Genomic DNA, 17,124 nt, shown 5'->3' on the forward strand with positions numbered 1-17,124 from the left:
GTCGGTCAGTCGGTCAGTCGGATCGTGTTGCGCAGCAACCCGATCCCCTCGATCTCGGTCTCGAGCACATCGCCGTCGGCAAGGAACCGCTGGGGGTCGCGCGCGGTGCCCACCCCGCCCGGGGTGCCGGTGAGCACGAGGTCGCCGGGCCGCAGGACGGTGAAGGTCGAGATGTAGGCGAGCAGGTCGGCCGGGTCGAAGACCAGCGTCGCCGTGCTGTCACGCTGCACCTCCTCGCCGTTGACCCGGCAGCTGACGGTCAGCCCGGCGGTCGGGTCGACCTCGTCGGGCGTGACGACGACGGGACCGGTGGGGGTCGAGCGGTCCCAGGCCTTGCCCTGGAACCACTGCAGCGTGCGGTACTGCCAGTCGCGCACCGAGACGTCGTTGGCCACGGTGAAGCCGGCGATGGCCGCAGCGGCGGTGGACCGGTCGGCGCCGCGGATCTCGGCGCCGACGACCACGGCCAGCTCGGCCTCCCAGTCGACGTCCGTGCCCGCAGCGAGCGAGACGTCGTCGTCGGGGCCCACGAGGCTGTCGGCGTACTTGGCGAAGAGCGTCGGGTGGGTCGGGAGCTCGCGTCCGGTCTCGCGGATGTGCTCGCCGTAGTTGAGCCCGCAGCACACCACCTTGGCCGGGCTGGGAAGCGGCGCGATGGGCCGGGCGTGCGGCAGCAGCTCGCCGAGTGCGGTGTCGGGGCCGAGGGTGCCACCGCCCGCGAGGTAGGCGGACAGGTCCGGCGCGGGCAGCGCCCGCCAGCCCTCGGGGGTGCGCGCGGCCGCGGAGGTCCACGCTGTCGAGGGACCCGCCGTCGAAGCCCGGGCGGTGGCGACGGTGCCGAACTGCATATAGCGAGATTTTCACGATCGTCGTCAAACGTCAATAGATCGGCTAGGCTCAGGACACGCCCAGCCCGACCAGCGCCCGCCCTGGAGGTTCGATGTCCGCCCACCCGCTGACCCCCGTGCCCGTCAACCCGGCCTCGCTCGCGGCGCCCAGTGGCTACTCCCATGGCACCCTGAGCGGCAACACGCTCTACCTCGGTGGGCAGACCGCGCTCGACGCCGAGATGCGGATCGTGCCCGGCGGCATCGTCGAGCAGTTCCGGCAGGCGTTCGGCAACGTCCTCGCGACCCTCGCCGAGGCTGGTGGCGTGCCCGAGGACCTCGTGAGCATCACCATCTACCTCACCGACATCCCGGACTACCAGGCGCACGGTCGCGAGATCGGGCGCGCCTGGCGCGAGCTGGCCGGACCCGTCTACCCGGCCATGGCGGGGATCGGCACCACGGCGTTGTGGCAGCCCGAGGCGCTCATCGAGATCCTCGGCGTCGCGGTCATCCCGGACGAACGGCTCCGGCCTCCGCGGTGACGAAGTCGTGGGCCGGATCGGCCAGCAGGGCGTGCAGCGCGAAGAACGTCTCGGCTGCTGTCGTCCCCGACCACGACGCCGGGAGCAGGTCGGTGGGCAGTCCCGGGTCGAGGTAGGGGAGTCGCCGCCAGGCGGTCAGCGCCCGGACGTAGTCGGCGAAGGCCTGGTGGCCGGCCGGTGCGTCGTCGCGGGCGGCCCACGACGCCAGGGTCGGGGCGTGCGTGTCCACGAACTCGGCGTACAGCTGGCCCAGGGCGGCCAGGTCCCACCACTGCGCGACCTTCTCGGCCGGGTCGCCGAACGCGAGGTACTGGGCGCTGAACAGGTCGACGTAGGGCTGGAGCCCATCGGCCTCGAGGACCGCCCGCGCGTCGTCCGCGAGGTGGCCGGGCGCGATCCACACTCCCGACGACACCGTGCCGAAGCCCAGCCAGGAGAGCCTGGCCCGCAGCGCGTGCCGCTTCTGCCGCTCGGACTCGGGCACCGAGAAGACCACGACGACCCATCCGCGCGAGTGCTCCTCGGGGCGGGCGAAGATCCGGCGGTCGCCGAGCTCGAGCACCTGCCGGGCATAGTCGGACAGCGCGTAGCCGGCCACTCCGTCGTGCCGCTCGGCCTCGACGATGCCGCGCCGCTTGAGCCGGGAGAGCGACGATCGGACGGCCTGCTCGTCGACGCCGGCCGCAGCCATCAGCCGGATCAGCGCGCTGACGCTGATCCAGCCGCCGAACTCACGGACGTAGAGGCCGAGCAGGGTGACGATCAGCGCACGCGGCGGCAGGGGCCCCCGCTCGCCGCCGCCGTCGAGGCCGCCGCCCAGCTCGGTCGTCGTCACGCAGGCAATGTATCCGGCAGGTCGGGTTGGCCTTGTCTCGCGCGGCGGATCGCTCTAGAGTTCCGTGGGACAGAAGATCGAATCCGCATCGTGGAAGAGTGAGGCTGACGAGGATGTCCGCACCGAGCCCTGGGTACTCCATCACCGTGCGCGCCGAGGCGCCTGCCGCGATCGACACCACGGGGGTGGTGGCGGCGGCCGTCGCCTCGGCGGGGGGAGCGCTCACCGCGCTCGACGTGGTCGAGTCGCGCGGTGACACGCTGGTCGTCGACGTGACCTGCAACGCCTCGGACGCCGACCACGCCGATCGGATCACCGCAGAGATCGCCGCCGTGCCCGGGGTCAGCGTGCGCAAGGTCAGCGACCGCACCTTCCTGCTCCACCTCGGGGGCAAGCTCGAGGTCGTGCCCAAGGTGCCGCTCAAGCACCGCGACGACCTGTCCCGCGCCTACACCCCCGGCGTCGCCCGGGTCTGCCTGGCCATCGCCGACAACCCCGAGGACGCGCGTCGCCTCACCATCAAGCGCAACACCGTCGCGGTCGTGACGGACGGGTCGGCCGTGCTGGGGCTCGGCAACATCGGCCCCGCCGCAGCCCTGCCGGTGATGGAGGGCAAGGCCGCGCTCTTCAAGCAGTTCGCCGGTGTCGACGCCTGGCCGGTCTGCCTCGACACCCAGGACACCGAGCAGATCATCAGCATCGTCAAGGCGATCGCCCCCGTCTACGGCGGCGTCAACCTCGAGGACATCTCGGCGCCACGCTGCTTCGAGATCGAGCGGCGGCTGCGCGACGAGCTCGACATCCCGGTCTTCCACGACGACCAGCACGGCACCGCGATCGTCACCCTGGCGGCGCTGCGCAACGCACTCCGGGTGGTCGGCAAGCGGCTCGAGGACGTGCGGATCGTGGTGTCCGGGGTCGGCGCCGCCGGGCACGCCATCGTGCGGCTGCTCGACGCCCAGGGGGCCACCGACATCATCGGCTGCGACCGGCACGGCGCGCTGGACCCCGAGGCCGACCACGCCGACGAGTTCAGGGGCTGGATCGCCCGCAACACCAACCCTTCTCGCACCACCGGCACGCTCAAGGAAGTCCTGCGCGGAGCCGACGTCTTCATCGGGGTGTCGGCCCCGAACCTCCTCGACGGCGACGACATCGCGACGATGGGCCAGGACGCGATCGTCTTCGCCATGGCCAACCCCGACCCCGAGGTCGACCCGGTCGCGGCCAGCCACCACGCCGCGGTCGTGGCCACCGGACGGTCCGACTACGCCAACCAGATCAACAACGTGCTCGCCTTCCCGGGCTTCTTCCGCGGCCTGCTCGACGCGGGTGCCCGTGACATCACCGACGAGATGATGATCGCTGCGGCCCAGGCGATCGCCGACTGCGTGCACCCTGACGAGCTGAACGCGAGCTTCATCGTGCCGAGCGTGTTCGACCCCGAGGTGTCGCCGGCGGTTGCCTCCGCCGTGCGCGCCGCTGCCGGCACCGAGCGCAAGGGCTGACCCGTGACCTTCGACCCGACCGACCTCACCCGGGCGCTCGACGAGCGGCTTCGTGACGCGGATTCCGCTCTGGCGCAGCAGTTCCCGGGCGAGCGTCCGACGCGACAGCCCGTCCACACGGTCTACGTCCCGGCCGACCGCTACGACGCCGGTCTGGTGCCTGCGTGGGGTGCGCAGGCGCTCGCCGTCCTCGACGAGCACGGCGGGACCGCGCAGGAGTATGCCGCCCTGCTCGGCCTGCCCGCGGAGCTCGCCGACGACGTGGTCACCCGGGTGCGGGCCAAGCTGGCCGCCGAGCCGATCGAGGACCTGCGCATCGACTTCGAGGACGGGTACGGAGCGCCCGGTGAAGAGGTCGAGGATGCCGCCGTCAAGGCGGCCGCCGCCGACCTCCTCACGTCGCTCGCGGCGCGGACTGCCGCACCCTTCAACGGGATTCGCTTCAAGTGCTTCGAGTCGCCGACCCGCGCGCGGGGGATCCGCACGCTCGCCGGCTTCGTCGAGGCGGTGGCCGCCCCCGACGGCACGTTGCCCGACGGCTTCGTGGTGACGCTGCCCAAGGTCACGTCGGTCGACCAGGTCGAGGCGATGGTCCAGGCTGCGGAGGCGATCGAGGCGGCACTCGGGCTGGGCGCGGGCGCCCTGCGGTTCGAGATCCAGGTCGAGACCCCGCAGTCGATCCTCGGCCCGGACGGCACCGCGCTCGTGGCGCGCATGGTCCACGCGTCAGCCGGCCGGTGCACCGGCCTCCACTACGGCACCTACGACTACTCGGCCTCGGCAGGGATCGCCGCGGCATACCAGTCGATGGAGCACCCGGCCGCCGACCACGCGAAGGCGGTCATGCAGGTGGCCGCGGCGGGCACCGGGGTGCGCCTCTCCGACGGGTCGACCAACATCCTGCCCGTCGGCGACCGGGACGCCGTCCACCGCGCATGGGCGCTGCACGCCCGCCTGGTGCGACGTTCGCTCGAGCGCGGCTTCTACCAGGGCTGGGACCTGCACCCCGCCCAGCTGCCCAGCCGCTACGCCGCGACGTACGCGTTCTTCCGTGAGGGCCTGCCGGCCGCCACCGAGCGGCTGCGCAACTACGTCGGGCGGGTCGAGTCCGGGGTCATGGACGAGCCTGCGACGGCTCGCGCCCTCGCGGACTTCGTCGTGCGCGGACTCGACTGCGGCGCCACCGACGAGCAGGAGGTGCAGGCGCTCAGTGGCCTGGACCGTGCGGCCATCGACCGGCTCGCCAAGCGCACCAGCGCCTGACGGGTCGGCGGGGCGCAGTGGCGGCGCGCGCGCGCAGTAGGTTGGCCGCATGCGCGTGCGGGTGGAGTTCACGACCGAGCCGTTCCACGGCGAGGACGACCACCTGCCTGCCCACGTCACCGCATCCGCCGAGGCCTTGCGGCAGGCCGGGTTGTCGCCCGACCTGGGCCCGCTCGGCACGTCGGTGGAAGGTGACGCCGACGTGGTCGTCGACGCGGTGTCGGTGGCACTCAAGGAGGCGCTGTCGCACGGCGCCACACGGGTGACCCTGACCCTCGACGACGCCGACGCCGTAGTGACCTCGCCGGCTCCGTCAGGGACCGAGGCAGGGGCAGGGTCAGCAGCGGGGGCGGCCGACGCGGCCGGTGCCGCCACCGACCTCACCGACGGGTTGTCGCGACTCATCACCGACGTCGAGCGCGAGCTGGGTGGGCCGCTGGCCACCCTCCCGCGAGCCGAGAAGCAGCACGCGGTGCGGCTGCTGGAGGAACGGGGTGCCTTCGAGATGCGCCGCAGCGCCGAGACCGTCGCCGAGGCGTTGGGCCTGACCCGCTTCACGGTCTACAACTACCTCAACCGGATCCGCGACGCGGCCGCCGAGCCCACCGCCTGACCCTCCCGCTGCAGCCCCGCGCCGTGCTCTCGGCCGATGGGCCGGTTTCCCGTGCCCGGAGGCGGGGGTGCGTCCCCGACTTCGGCCGATTGGCCGGTATCCCGCCGTCACGGCGGCAGCGCGGTGGTCAGCATCTGTGCCTCGTGACCGGTCGCCCGGTGCGTGGGCGAGCACCGCCGCCGTAATGGTGCGGCGACTCGGGCGTCCGTAGGGATGAGCAGCGTTCCCGGCGAGAGGCGCCCGTGTACCAACCCGACCAACCCGACCAACCCGACCAACCCGACCAGCCCGACCTCCTCGACCAGACCACCGTCGGCCAGACCACCGTCGGCCAGATGGTCGCCGACTACGCGGGCGGCGCGTCCCTGGCTGCCGTCGGGGCGGCCCACGGTGTGCCGTGGTGGATCGTCCGCAGCAGGCTGCGCGAGCGGGGCGTGCTCCCGCGCGCGAGGCCGGGGCGTCGCTACCCCGCCGACCCGGAGTGGTGGGCCAGGCAGCTGGAGCCCCGCAAGGTGGACGGCGTCTGGCTGCGCGGCGACCTGGCGAGGTTGGCCGAGCGGTTCGGGGTGACCACCCAGGCGATCCGCCGACGCCTTGCCCTGATGGGCGTGGAGCACCGGCGCGAGGCGGTCGTGCCCGACCCACACTGCGCTCCCGAGGAGTTCGACCGCTGGGTGACGACGGCGACCCAGCCCGAGGGCGACTGCCTGCGCTGGGTGTTCGCGCGGCGGCCCTATCCCTATCCGACCGTGCGTCACGACGGCGACCAGCGGCCGGTCCACCACCTCGTCTGGGCGCGCCACCACGGCGCTCTGCCGCCCGGCCAGGAGGTCAGCCACGTCGCCGGCTGCGTGCACTCCGACTGCCTCAACCCGCACCACCTCGTCGCCATGACGCCCCGGGCCCGCCTCGACGGCCTCGTCAGCCAGGGCGTCTTCCCCCACGGCGACAAGCACTGGTGGGCCAAGCTCTCCCACGACCAGGCCGTGGCCATCCTCGAGAGCCGCGCGTCCGCAGCTGACGAGGCCAGGCGGATGGGCGTGTCACCGAGCACGGTGCGGGCGATCCGGTCCGGCCGCCGGTGGAAGCACCTGCAGCGGTGACCGTTCGGCGCAGCGGCGGCAGAAGTTTTCAACAAACTGTTGACGGCGGTTCTTCGGCCATGTCATGGTTCCATCATTCGTAAACGGGTTTCCACCATTCGGAAGACCTCCGAACCTCCCGGGAAGCCACCCGCGCCAGACGCCCGCACGACCCTCCCCGGTCGACGGGCCCCCGCAAGGAGCACCCATGAGCTTCGTCCTCGGACCAAACCAGTACGGCAAGGCGGAGAACCGCGTCGTCCGCATCTACCGCGACACCGCCCGCCACGAGATCCGTGACCTCAACGTCTCGACCGCGCTGCGCGGCGAGTTCACCGAGGCGCACACCACCGGTGACCAGGCCAACGTCCTGCCGACCGACACCCAGAAGAACACCGCCTTCGCGTTCGCCAAGGAGCACGGCGTCACCTCGCCCGAGGACTACGCCCTGACCCTCGGCTCCCGCTTCCTCGACGTCACGCCGGCGGCGAGCGCGAGCCGGATCGAGGTGGAGGAGTACGCCTGGGACCGCATCGAGGTCGGCGGCACCGGCCACGACCACGCGTTCGTGAAGCGTGGCGGCGAGGTGCGCACGACGGTGGTCACGCAGGACCGCAGCGCCGACGAGCCGCGCGCCTGGGTGGTCTCGGGTGTGAAGGACCTCGTGGTGCTCAAGTCCACCGGCTCGGAGTTCAAGGGCTACCTCAAGGACGAGTACACGACGCTGAAGGAGACCGACGACCGGATCCTGGCCACCTCGCTCGTGGCGCGCTGGCGCTACGAGACCACCGAGGGCGTCGACTGGAACAAGTCCTTCGAGGACGTGCGCTCGCTGCTGCTCGAGACCTTCGCGACGACCTACAGCCGCGCGCTCCAGGAGAGTCTCTACGCGATGGGCTCGGCCGTCCTGGCCGCCCACCCGGAGGTCGCCGAGATCAAGTTCTCGGCCCCCAACAAGCACCACTTCCTGGTCGACCTCGCCCCGTTCGGGCTGGACAACCCGGGTGAGGTCTTCGTCGCCGCCGACCGCCCCTACGGGTTGATCGAGGCCACGGTCCAGCGCGAGAACGGCTCCGACGCCGGCGACGCGTGGCTCACCGTGCCCGGGTTCTGCTGAGGCCGCCGTGCGCCTGCGCCCGCGGACAACGACGTCCGCCACCTCTGTTCGTGCTGCCTCCACGCGCCCCGAGGACCAGATGTACGGTCCCGGCCAGCTGCTCGCCTACGGCACCCAGCACATCCTCACGATGTACGGCGGGGTCATCGCGCCCCCGCTCATCGTCGGCGGGGCGGCGGGACTGTCGCCCGGCGACATGGCGCTGCTGGTCACCGCCGGCCTCTTCCTGAGCGGGCTCGCGACCCTCCTGCAGACCCTCGGGCTCGGCCCGTTCGGCAGCCGGTTGCCGATCGTGCAGGGCATCTCGTTCGCCAGCGTCTCGACGATGGTCGCGATCGCCAGCGAGGACGGCGTGCGGCCGGTCTTCGGCGCCATCATCGTGGCCGGGCTGATCGGCCTCGTCGCGTCGTCGTTCTTCGCCCAGCTCGTGCGGCTCTTCCCCGCGGTCGTCACCGGCACGATCATCACGGTGATCGGGTTGTCCCTGATGCCCGTCGCCTTCACCTGGGCGATGGGCGGCGCCGGCGCCAAGGACCTCGGCTCGATGGAGAACATCGGCTACGCGGGTCTGACGCTGTTGATCATCCTGGTGATCAGCCGGGTCTTCCAGGGTGCGGTCTCGCGGCTGTCGATCCTGATCGGCCTCGTCGTCGGCACCACCGTCGCCGCCCTCACCGGCAAGGCGGACTTCTCGCGGGTCGGGGAGTCGAGGATCGTCTCGCTGCCGCAGGTGTTCCACTTCGGCAGCCCGACCTTCGAGGTCGGGGCGATCGTCTCGATGACCATCGTGGTCTTCGTGATCATGACCGAGACGACGGCCGACATCCTGGCGATCGGCGAGATCGTCGGCACCGATGTCGACGCCAAGCGCGTCGCCGCGGGCCTGCGGGCCGACATGGCCGCGACCACGGTCGCGCCGGTCTTCGGCACCTTCCCGGCCAGCGCCTTCGCGCAGAACGTCGGCCTGGTCGCCCTCACCGGCATCAAGAGCCGGTATGCCGTGGCGGCCGGCGGCGGGGTGCTCCTGCTCCTCGGGCTGCTCCCGGTCGTCGGCGCCGTCGTGGCCGCGATCCCTTACCCCGTCCTCGGCGGTGCCGGGGTGGTGCTGTTCGGCTCGGTGGCGGCGAGCGGCATCCGGACACTCTCGCGGGTCGACTACCAGGACAACCTCAACATGGTCATCGTGTCGGTGGCCACGGCCGTGGGAGTCATCCCCATCGCGGCCCCGACCTTCTGGGACGCCTTCCCCGACTGGTTCGCCACGATCATGCACTCCGGCATCAGCGCCACCGCGCTCGTCGCCGTCGTCCTCAACGTGCTGTTCAACGAGGTGCGGGCCGGCAACCGGCCGGGCGCCTCGGTCTTCGCGGCCGCAGAGAGCAGCCGCGACAAGCTCACCACCCACTGAGCCGTCCCGCCTCACGTCCTCCTGCACCACGCCTCCCGGCAGTTCCTCCTCAACCCCTCCTCACGGAGCCTCCCGAAAGGTGCCTGTCATGAGCACAGCCACCGCCTCACCGCAGTCCAGCAAGCGCACCTCCCGGCACCCGGTCGACGAGGTGCTGCCCCTCCCGAAGCTCGCGATCTACGGCTTCCAGCACGTCCTCGCGTTCTACGCCGGCGCGGTGATCGTGCCGATCCTCCTGGCCAGTGCCATCGGCCTGTCCACCGAGGAGCTCATCCACCTGATCAACGCCGACCTCTTCACCTGTGGCATCGCCTCGATCATCCAGAGCATCGGGTTCTGGAAGGTCGGCGTGAAGCTGCCCCTGCTGCAAGGTGTGACGTTCACGGCCGTCTCGCCGATGATCGCCATCGGCATGGCCGCCGGAGGTGGCACGGACGGGCTGCTCGTCATCTACGGCGCCGTGATCGTGGCGGGCCTGTTCACGTTCTTCCTGGCGCCCTACTTCAGCCGGCTGATCCGCTACTTCCCGCCGGTCGTCACCGGGTCGGTGATCACCATCATCGGGCTGGCCCTGCTCCCGGTCGCCGCAGCGGATGCCGCCGGTGGCGCGGGTCCGAGCCTCGACCCCGCCAGTGGCCGCAACCTCGCCTACGCGCTCGGGACGCTCGCCCTGATCGTCGCGATCCAGCGGATCTTCAAGGGCTTCATGGCCACCGTCGCCGTCCTCATCGGCCTGGTCGTGGGGACCCTGGTGGCCTGGGTCCTCGGCGACGCGCACTTCGACTCGGTGTCGGCCTCCGGTTGGGTCGGCGTCACGACGCCGTTCCACTTCGGCTGGCCGAAGTTCTCGGCCGCGGCGATCATCTCGATGATCATGGTCATGCTGATCACCGCCGTGGAGACCACCGGTGACGTGTTCGCCACCGGCGAGATCGTCGAGAAGCGGGTCGGCAAGGAGGACATCGCGCGCGCCCTGCGGGCCGATGGCCTGGCCACCACCATCGGCGGTGTCTTCAACTCCTTCCCCTACACCTGCTTCGCCGAGAACGTCGGACTGGTGCGTCTCACCCGGGTCAAGAGCCGCTACGTCGTCGCCACGGCCGGCGCGATCATGGTCGTCATCGGGTTGATCCCCAAGGCCGGCGCGATCGTCGCGGGCATCCCGCACCCGGTCCTCGGCGGCGCCGCGCTGGCGATGTTCGCCACTGTCGCGGTCGTGGGCTTCCAGACCCTGTCGCGGGTCGACTTCCACGACCACCGCAACGTCGTGATCGTCGCGACCGCGGTCGGCCTCGCCATGTACGTCACGGCCCAGCCGGACGTCGCCAAGGCCGTGCCCGACTGGGCGCAGATCATCCTCGGCTCGGGCATCACGCTCGGCTCGATCACCGCGATCGTCCTGAACTTCCTCTTCCACCACGTGGGTTCGAGCCGCGGTCCGGCCGTGGCCGGTGCGCCGGGTGCGCTGGTCCGGTTGAACGAGGTCAACCAGATGTCGCGGGAGCAGTTCGCCGACACGTTCGGCAGCCTGTTCCAGGGTCCGCGCTGGGTGGTCGAGCGGGCCTTCGACTCGCGGCCGTTCAGCGACACCAGCGACCTGCGGCGCTCGTTCCAGGAGGCGTTGTTCTCGGCCAACGAGGACGAGCAGCGCCAGCTGATCGACTCCTACCCCGACCTGGGCGCCGACAGCGTGGCCGAGGGCGGCGAGGACTCCGACTCCTACCGCGACCAGTCGGTGCTCGGGCTCACCCGCCTCGACGAGAAGGGCCACGGCGAGCTGGCCGAGCTCACCTCGCAGTACCGCGACCGGTTCGGCTTCCCCCTCGTGACCTGTGTCCGCGACCGTGACTCGTTCGACCAGGTGGTGCGCACCGGCTGGGAGCGACTGAACAACTCCCAGGCGCAGGAACACGCCTCTGCGCTCGTCGAGATCGCCAAGATCGCCGGCTACCGGTTTGATGACCTCGTGGCCGACGCCAACCCGATCCACTCCGCGCGCACCCGTTTCGTGGAGGGCTGATGACCCTCGAGGACCTCAACGCGCTGCCGGCCGCAGAACTGGAGGAGCAGCTGACCGCGTGCCTCCCGGTGCCGCGGTGGGTCGCCACGGTCCGCGACGGTCGCCCGTATGCCGCGTGGTCCGACCTGGAGGCCACCGCCGGTGCCGCCGCCGCGCACCTCGACGACGAGGAGCTCGGGGCGGCCCTGGCGGGGCACCCCAGGATCGGTGAACGGGCTGCCGGCCCGCACCACAACGCCGCCGCCAGTGCCCGGGAGCAGGCGGGGGTCGACCCGGCCGACGCCGAGGTGGCCCGCGCGCTCGCGGAGGGCAACGCGGCATACGAGCGGCGGTTCGACCGGGTGTTCCTGATCCGGGCGGCGGGGCGGTCGGCACCCGAGATCCTCGCCGAGCTCGACCGCCGGCTCGGCAACGACGACGCGGCCGAGCGCGAAGAGACCGTGACCCAGCTGCGCGAGATCGCGCTGCTCAGACTCAGACAGGTGGCCTCCTGATGGGAACCCTCAGCACGCACGTCCTCGACACCAGCCTCGGCACACCGGCCGCAGGGATCACCGTGGTGCTGGAATCCGTGGCGGGAGCGGGCGACCCGGGCGCCGTGATCGGTGATGGCGTGACCGACGGCGACGGCCGGGTCGGGAGCATCGGACCGGAGCGGCTGGAGGCCGGCGACTACCGGCTGCGGTTCGCCTCCGGCGGCTACTTCGCGGCGCGCGGCGTCGAGGGCTTCTACCCCGAGGTGGTCGTGGTGTTCACCGTCGCGGACGCCGACCAGCACTACCACGTGCCCGTGCTGCTCAACCCGTTCGGCTACTCCACCTACCGGGGGTCGTGACGTGGGCGCCGTCCGGCGACTGGTCCTCGACGGCTGCACGGTGGCCACGATGGACCCGCACCGGACCGAGCACGCCGTCGGCCACATGGTCGTCGAGGGTTCGCGGATCGCCGCCGTCGGCCCCGGTCGATGGGTCGACGACGGGTCGGGCGCCGAGGTGCACGACGCCACCGGCTGCCTCCTCACGCCGGGGCTGGTCAACACGCACCACCACCTCTACCAGTGGGCCACCCGTGGTCTCGCGGTGGACTCGACGCTGTTCGGCTGGCTGACCGAGCTCTATCCGGTCTGGGGTGGCATCGACGAGGACGTCGTCGGTGCTGCCGCGGCCGCGGGGCTGGGTTGGCTCGCGCGCACCGGGTGCACCACCTCGATGGACCACCACTACGTCTTCCCGACGCACGGTGGCGACGTGCTCGGGGCGGAGATCGAGGCAGCCCGGCGAATCGGGTTGCGGTTCCTGGCGACTCGGGGGTCGATGGACCTCGGTCGGAGCAAGGGCGGACTCCCGCCCGACCACGTGGTCGAAGACCTCGACACGATCCTGACCGCCACGGGTGCCGCCATCGACACGCACCACGACCCGTCGCCGGACTCGATGCTGAGGATCGGGGTCGCGCCGTGCTCGCCGTTCTCGGTGACCGCCGACCTGCTGCGTGAGTCAGCCGCCCTGGCCCGTGACCGCGGCGTGCGGCTGCACACCCACCTGGCCGAGACGACCGACGAGGAGCAGTACTGCGCCGAGCGGTTCGGGCTCTCCCCACTGGCCTACCTGGAGTCGCTCGGCTGGCTGGGTGGCGACGTGTGGCTCGCGCACGGCATCCACTTCGACGACGCCGCCATCGGCGTCCTCGGTGCCACCCGGACCGGTGTCGCGCACTGCCCCTCGTCCAACGCCCGCCTCGGTGCGGGGATCGCGCGCACTCGCGACCTTCGTGACGCCGGGGTGCCGGTCGGTCTCGGCGTGGACGGAGCCGCGTCGAACGAGGCCTCGTCCCTCGTGGAGGAGGCGAGGCACGCCCTGCTCTTTGCCCGGGCTCGGGGTGGACCGGAGGCCCTCGGCGTGCGAGATGCGCTGGAGCTGGCCACGATCGGCGGCGCGCGGGTGCTCGGCTGGGACGACCAGATCGGGTCCCTCGAGGTCGGCAAGCAGGCCGATGTCGCGCTGTGGCGACTCGACGGCCTGGGCCACGCCGGTGTCGTCGACCCGGTCGCCGCCCTGGTCCTCGGGTCGCAGCCGCCGCTGGAGCTGCTCCTCGTCGGTGGCCGCCCGGTGGTCGAGCGCGACCGCCTCGCGACGGCCGACGAGGAATCCCTTGCGGCCCAGGCGGTCTCGGCCGGTGAGCGGTTGCTCGACCGGCACCGCGAGCGCGCCGGATATATCTCGGCCACTCCCTGAGACGCCGACCGTCCGGGGCTTGACGGCGTCTCTCGCTGACGCCTACTCTCTCACTAATCGGAAAACATGTTCCACGATACGGAAGTTAGGGCGATCGAGATGACGGACCACGGACTGCGCTACGAGGTGAACTGCTCGATCCTGTTCCAGGAGCTGCCGCTCCTCGAGCGCCCCGCCGCCGCCAAGGCCGCCGGCTTCGACGCGGTCGAGTTCTGGTGGCCCTGGCCCGACCAGCCGGTGCCTGCGGACGGCGATGTCGACGGCTTCGTCTCCGCCGTGCAGGACGCGGGCGTCCAGCTCGTCGGCCTCAACTTCTTCGCGGGCGACCTCGCCGGTCCCGACTGCGGGGTGCTGTCGATCCCCGACCGGGTCCAGGAGTTCCGCGACAACGTCGACGTCACGGTCGGCATCGGCGAGCGGCTCGGGGTCTCGGCCTTCAATGCCCTCTTCGGCAACCGGGTCGACGGCGCCTCTGCGGCGCAGCAGGACGAGCTCGGCCGCGAGTCGATCGCGTTCGCGGCCAAGGCGGCCGACCGGATCGGGGCGACGGTGCTGGTCGAGTCCGTCAGCGGCCCCAAGCCCTATCCGCTGCGCACCGCAGCCGACGCCGTCGCCGTGGTCGACGACGTCCGCGCGACCGGGGCGAGCAACGTCGGGTTCCTCCTCGACCTCTACCACCTCGCGGCGAACGGCGACGACCTCGAAGCCGCCATCGCGGCACACACCGCCCGCACGGCGCACGTGCAGATCGCGGACGCGCCCGGTCGCGGTGAGCCCGGCTCGGGTGACCTCGACCTCCAGCGCCACCTCGGCGACCTCGCCACCCGCGGGTATGCCGGGTGGGTCGGCCTCGAGTACAAGCCCACCACCGCGACCACGCTCGAGAGCTTCGGCTGGCTCCCGCGCGAACGCCGCGGCGCCTGACCAGACACCTCGCACCGACTGCACCAAGGAGCACGACATGACCAGCATCGCCTTCATCGGCCTCGGCATCATGGGCAGCCCGATGGCCGTCCACCTCCAGGACGCCGGCCACGACGTCGTCGGCTACAACCTGCACCCGGACAAGACCAAGCCGCTCGTCGACGCCGGTGGCACGGCGGCCGGCTCGGTCGCGGACGCGGTCCGCGACGCCCAGGTCGTCGCGGTCATGGTGCCCGACAGCCCCGACGTCCAGGACGTGCTGCTCGGCGAGGACGGTGTGTTCGCCAACGCCAAGGAGGGGACCCTGGTCATCGACTTCTCGAGCATCCGACCCGACGTGACGGTCGAGCTCGCGAAGGCTGCCCGGGACAAGGGCTTCCGCCTCCTCGACGCGCCGGTCTCCGGCGGCGAGGCCGGTGCCAAGAACGCCGCCCTGTCGATCATGGTCGGGGGCTCGGCGGACGACTTCGCCGAGGCCAAGCCACTCTTCGATGCGGTCGGCAAGACCGTCGTCCACGTCGGCGGCAACGGCGCCGGTCAGACGGTCAAGGCTGCCAACCAGCTGATCGTGGCCGCCAACATCCAGGCCCTGGCCGAGGCGGTGGTCTTCCTCGAGGCGTATGGCGTCGACCTGGGTCCCGCGCTCGACGTCCTCGGGGGCGGCCTGGCCGGCTCGAAGGTGCTCGACCAGAAGCGCGACAACATGAGCAGCAAGTCGTTCGAGCCGGGCTTCCGGATCGACCTGCACCACAAGGACCTCGGCATCGTGACGAGCGCGGCCCGTGAGGCCGGGGTGGTCGTACCCCTCGGCGGGCTCGTCGCCCAGCTGATGGCCTCGGCCCGTGCCAACGGCGACGGCGGCCTCGACCACTCGGCCCTGCTGCGCGGCGTCCAGCGCCTCTCCGGCCAGACCCCCTGACCTCCCCAGACCTCCCTCATCTCCCAAACCTCAACCAGGAGCCCTCCCATGGCACGCATGACTGCGGCCCAAGCGGCCGTCGAGATCCTCAAGAAGGAAGGCGTCACGAACGTCTTCGGGCTGCCCGGAGCCGCGATCAACCCCTTCTACAAGGCGATGAAGACGAACGGCGGCCTGCACCACACGCTGGCCCGCCACGTCGAGGGCGCCTCCCACATGGCCGAGGGCTACACCCGGGCCAGGGCCGGCAACATCGGCGTCTGCGTCGGCACCAGCGGTCCCGCCGGCACCGACATGATCACCGGTCTCTACTCGGCCAGCGCCGACTCGATCCCGATCCTGTGCATCACCGGCCAGGCGCCGGTCGCCAAGCTGCACAAGGAGGACTTCCAGGCCGTCGACATCGCCTCGATCGCCAAGCCGCTCACCAAGATGGCGGTCACCGTCCTCGAGCCGGCCCAGGTGCCCGGCACCTTCCAGCAGGCCTTCCACCTGATGCGGTCCGGGCGTCCCGGTCCGGTCCTGATCGACCTGCCGATCGACGTCCAGATGGCCGAGATCGAGTTCGACGTCGAGACCTACGAGCCGCTGCCCACCTACAAGCCGGCCGCCACCCGCGCCCAGGTCGCCAAGGCGCTGGACCTGCTGGCCGCCAGCGAGCGTCCCCTGATCGTCGCCGGGGGCGGCATCATCAACGCCGACGCGGCCGACCTGCTGGTCGAGCTCGCCGAGCTGACCGGGGTCCCGGTCGTCCCGACCCTGATGGGCTGGGGCGCCATCCCCGACGACCACGAGCTCAACGCCGGCATGGTCGGCCTGCAGACCAGCCACCGCTACGGCAACGCGACGATGCTCGAGTCCGACTTCGTCCTCGGCATCGGCAACCGCTGGGCCAACCGCCACACCGGTGACGTCGACACCTACACCAAGGGCCGCACCTTCGTGCACGTCGACATCGAGCCGACCCAGATCGGCCGCGTCTTCGCGCCCGACTACGGGATCGTCTCCGACGCCAAGGCCGCCCTGCAGCTGTTCGTCGAGGTGGCCCGCGAGCGCAAGGAGGCCGGCACCCTGGCCGACCGCAGCGCGTGGGCGCAGTCCTGCCGGGACCGCAAGGCGACGATGTGGCGCAAGACCAACTTCGACGTCACGCCGGTCAAGCCCCAGCGGGTCTACCAGGAGATGAACCGCGCGTTCGGCAAGGACGTCCGCTACGTCTCGACGATCGGGCTCTCCCAGATCCAGGCGGCCCAGCTGCTGCACGTCTACAAGGACCGGCACTGGATCAACGCCGGCCAGGCGGGTCCGCTCGGCTGGACCGTGCCCGCCGCGATCGGCGTCGCGACGGCGGCTCCGGACGAGACCGTGGTCGCGCTGTCCGGTGACTACGACTTCCAGTTCATGATCGAGGAGCTGGCGGTCGGGGCCCAGTTCAACGTCCCCTACATCCACGTCCTCGTCAACAACGCCTACCTCGGGCTGATCCGGCAGTCGCAGCGCGGCTTCGACATGGACTACTGCGTGCAGCTGTCGTTCGACAACATCAACAGCCCCGAGGTCGGCGGCTACGGCGTCGACCACGTCAAGGTCGTCGAAGGCCTGGGCTGCAAGGCGATCCGCGTCTTCGACCCCGAGGAGATCTTCCCCGCCCTCGAGAAGGCGAAGGCGATGGCGCAGGAGTACCGCGTGCCGGTCGTGGTCGAGGTCATCCTCGAGCGCGTCACCAACGTCTCGATGGGCCTGTCCATCGACGGGGTGACCGAGTTCGAGGAGCTGGCTGCCGGCGGCGAGGACGCCCCGACCGCGCTGTTCGCCAACCTGGACTGAGG

Annotated in this window: 16 protein-coding genes; 14 read left to right on the top strand and 2 right to left on the bottom strand. The window is 71.3% G+C overall.

Going from position 1 to position 17,124, the window contains the following annotated elements; all coding sequences use genetic code 11:
• Nucleotides 1-5: 5 nt before the first annotated feature.
• On the bottom strand, nucleotides 6-848 hold the full coding sequence (locus BLQ34_RS16740) for a fumarylacetoacetate hydrolase family protein (RefSeq protein ID WP_091788087.1): 843 nt from the start codon (nucleotides 846-848) through the stop codon (nucleotides 6-8).
• Nucleotides 849-940: 92 nt separating this feature from the next.
• Between BLQ34_RS16740 and BLQ34_RS16745 the strand changes: the two genes are divergently transcribed.
• On the top strand, nucleotides 941-1,372 hold the full coding sequence (locus BLQ34_RS16745; protein WP_091788089.1) for a RidA family protein: 432 nt from the start codon (nucleotides 941-943) through the stop codon (nucleotides 1,370-1,372).
• Here BLQ34_RS16745 and BLQ34_RS16750 read toward each other — a convergent pair.
• Complete coding sequence (locus BLQ34_RS16750; RefSeq protein ID WP_231961330.1) at nucleotides 1,338-2,207, bottom strand: PaaX family transcriptional regulator; 870 nt, start codon at nucleotides 2,205-2,207, stop codon at nucleotides 1,338-1,340. The two genes, BLQ34_RS16745 and BLQ34_RS16750, sit on opposite strands and share 35 nt — an antisense overlap.
• Before the next feature lie 113 nt (nucleotides 2,208-2,320).
• Here BLQ34_RS16750 and BLQ34_RS16755 point away from each other — a divergent pair, with 113 nt between their 5' ends.
• The 13 genes from BLQ34_RS16755 to gcl all read left to right on the top strand — a co-directional run bounded on the left by BLQ34_RS16755 (nucleotide 2,321) and on the right by gcl (nucleotide 17,122).
• A complete protein-coding gene (locus BLQ34_RS16755; protein ID WP_091788092.1) occupies nucleotides 2,321-3,715 on the top strand; it encodes an NAD-dependent malic enzyme in 1,395 nt (464 codons plus the stop codon).
• Between the two features lie 3 nt (nucleotides 3,716-3,718).
• Nucleotides 3,719-4,978 carry a DUF6986 family protein gene (locus BLQ34_RS16760; protein ID WP_091788096.1) on the top strand — a complete coding sequence of 420 codons (1,260 nt, stop codon included), beginning with the start codon at nucleotides 3,719-3,721 and terminating at the stop codon, nucleotides 4,976-4,978.
• 49 nt (nucleotides 4,979-5,027) lie between these two features.
• Nucleotides 5,028-5,591 carry a helix-turn-helix domain-containing protein gene (locus BLQ34_RS16765; protein WP_091788099.1) on the top strand — a complete coding sequence of 188 codons (564 nt, stop codon included), beginning with the start codon at nucleotides 5,028-5,030 and terminating at the stop codon, nucleotides 5,589-5,591.
• A gap of 242 nt (nucleotides 5,592-5,833) precedes the next feature.
• Complete coding sequence (locus BLQ34_RS16770; RefSeq protein WP_091788101.1) at nucleotides 5,834-6,694, top strand: HNH endonuclease family protein; 861 nt, start codon at nucleotides 5,834-5,836, stop codon at nucleotides 6,692-6,694.
• Between the two features lie 187 nt (nucleotides 6,695-6,881).
• Entirely contained in the window at nucleotides 6,882-7,790 is a 909-nt protein-coding gene (gene pucL, locus BLQ34_RS16775) for a factor-independent urate hydroxylase (RefSeq protein ID WP_091788104.1), read from the top strand.
• A gap of 79 nt (nucleotides 7,791-7,869) precedes the next feature.
• Nucleotides 7,870-9,198 carry a nucleobase:cation symporter-2 family protein gene (locus BLQ34_RS16780; protein WP_091788106.1) on the top strand — a complete coding sequence of 443 codons (1,329 nt, stop codon included), beginning with the start codon at nucleotides 7,870-7,872 and terminating at the stop codon, nucleotides 9,196-9,198.
• 88 nt (nucleotides 9,199-9,286) lie between these two features.
• A complete protein-coding gene (gene uraD / locus BLQ34_RS16785) occupies nucleotides 9,287-11,218 on the top strand; it encodes a 2-oxo-4-hydroxy-4-carboxy-5-ureidoimidazoline decarboxylase (protein WP_091788109.1) in 1,932 nt (643 codons plus the stop codon).
• On the top strand, nucleotides 11,218-11,712 hold the full coding sequence (gene uraD, locus BLQ34_RS16790; RefSeq protein ID WP_091788112.1) for a 2-oxo-4-hydroxy-4-carboxy-5-ureidoimidazoline decarboxylase: 495 nt from the start codon (nucleotides 11,218-11,220) through the stop codon (nucleotides 11,710-11,712). Before uraD (BLQ34_RS16785) ends, uraD (BLQ34_RS16790) begins: the two co-directional genes overlap by 1 nt.
• A complete protein-coding gene (uraH, locus tag BLQ34_RS16795; protein WP_091788115.1) occupies nucleotides 11,712-12,053 on the top strand; it encodes a hydroxyisourate hydrolase in 342 nt (113 codons plus the stop codon). Before uraD (BLQ34_RS16790) ends, uraH begins: the two co-directional genes overlap by 1 nt.
• A gap of 1 nt (nucleotide 12,054) precedes the next feature.
• Nucleotides 12,055-13,452 carry an 8-oxoguanine deaminase gene (locus BLQ34_RS16800; RefSeq protein ID WP_231961331.1) on the top strand — a complete coding sequence of 466 codons (1,398 nt, stop codon included), beginning with the start codon at nucleotides 12,055-12,057 and terminating at the stop codon, nucleotides 13,450-13,452.
• 114 nt (nucleotides 13,453-13,566) lie between these two features.
• Nucleotides 13,567-14,376 (top strand): hydroxypyruvate isomerase family protein, encoded by an 810-nt coding sequence (locus BLQ34_RS16805; protein ID WP_197674869.1) that lies wholly within the window; start codon nucleotides 13,567-13,569, stop codon nucleotides 14,374-14,376.
• Nucleotides 14,285-15,295, top strand: coding sequence for a 2-hydroxy-3-oxopropionate reductase (locus BLQ34_RS16810; RefSeq protein ID WP_331712542.1), 1,011 nt, complete (start codon nucleotides 14,285-14,287; stop codon nucleotides 15,293-15,295). Before BLQ34_RS16805 ends, BLQ34_RS16810 begins: the two co-directional genes overlap by 92 nt.
• 48 nt (nucleotides 15,296-15,343) lie before the next feature.
• A complete protein-coding gene (gene gcl, locus BLQ34_RS16815; protein WP_091788125.1) occupies nucleotides 15,344-17,122 on the top strand; it encodes a glyoxylate carboligase in 1,779 nt (592 codons plus the stop codon).
• Nucleotides 17,123-17,124: the final 2 nt, after the last annotated feature.

This window comes from Pedococcus dokdonensis, assembly GCF_900104525.1.
Lineage (GTDB): Bacteria > Actinomycetota > Actinomycetes > Actinomycetales > Dermatophilaceae > Pedococcus > Pedococcus dokdonensis.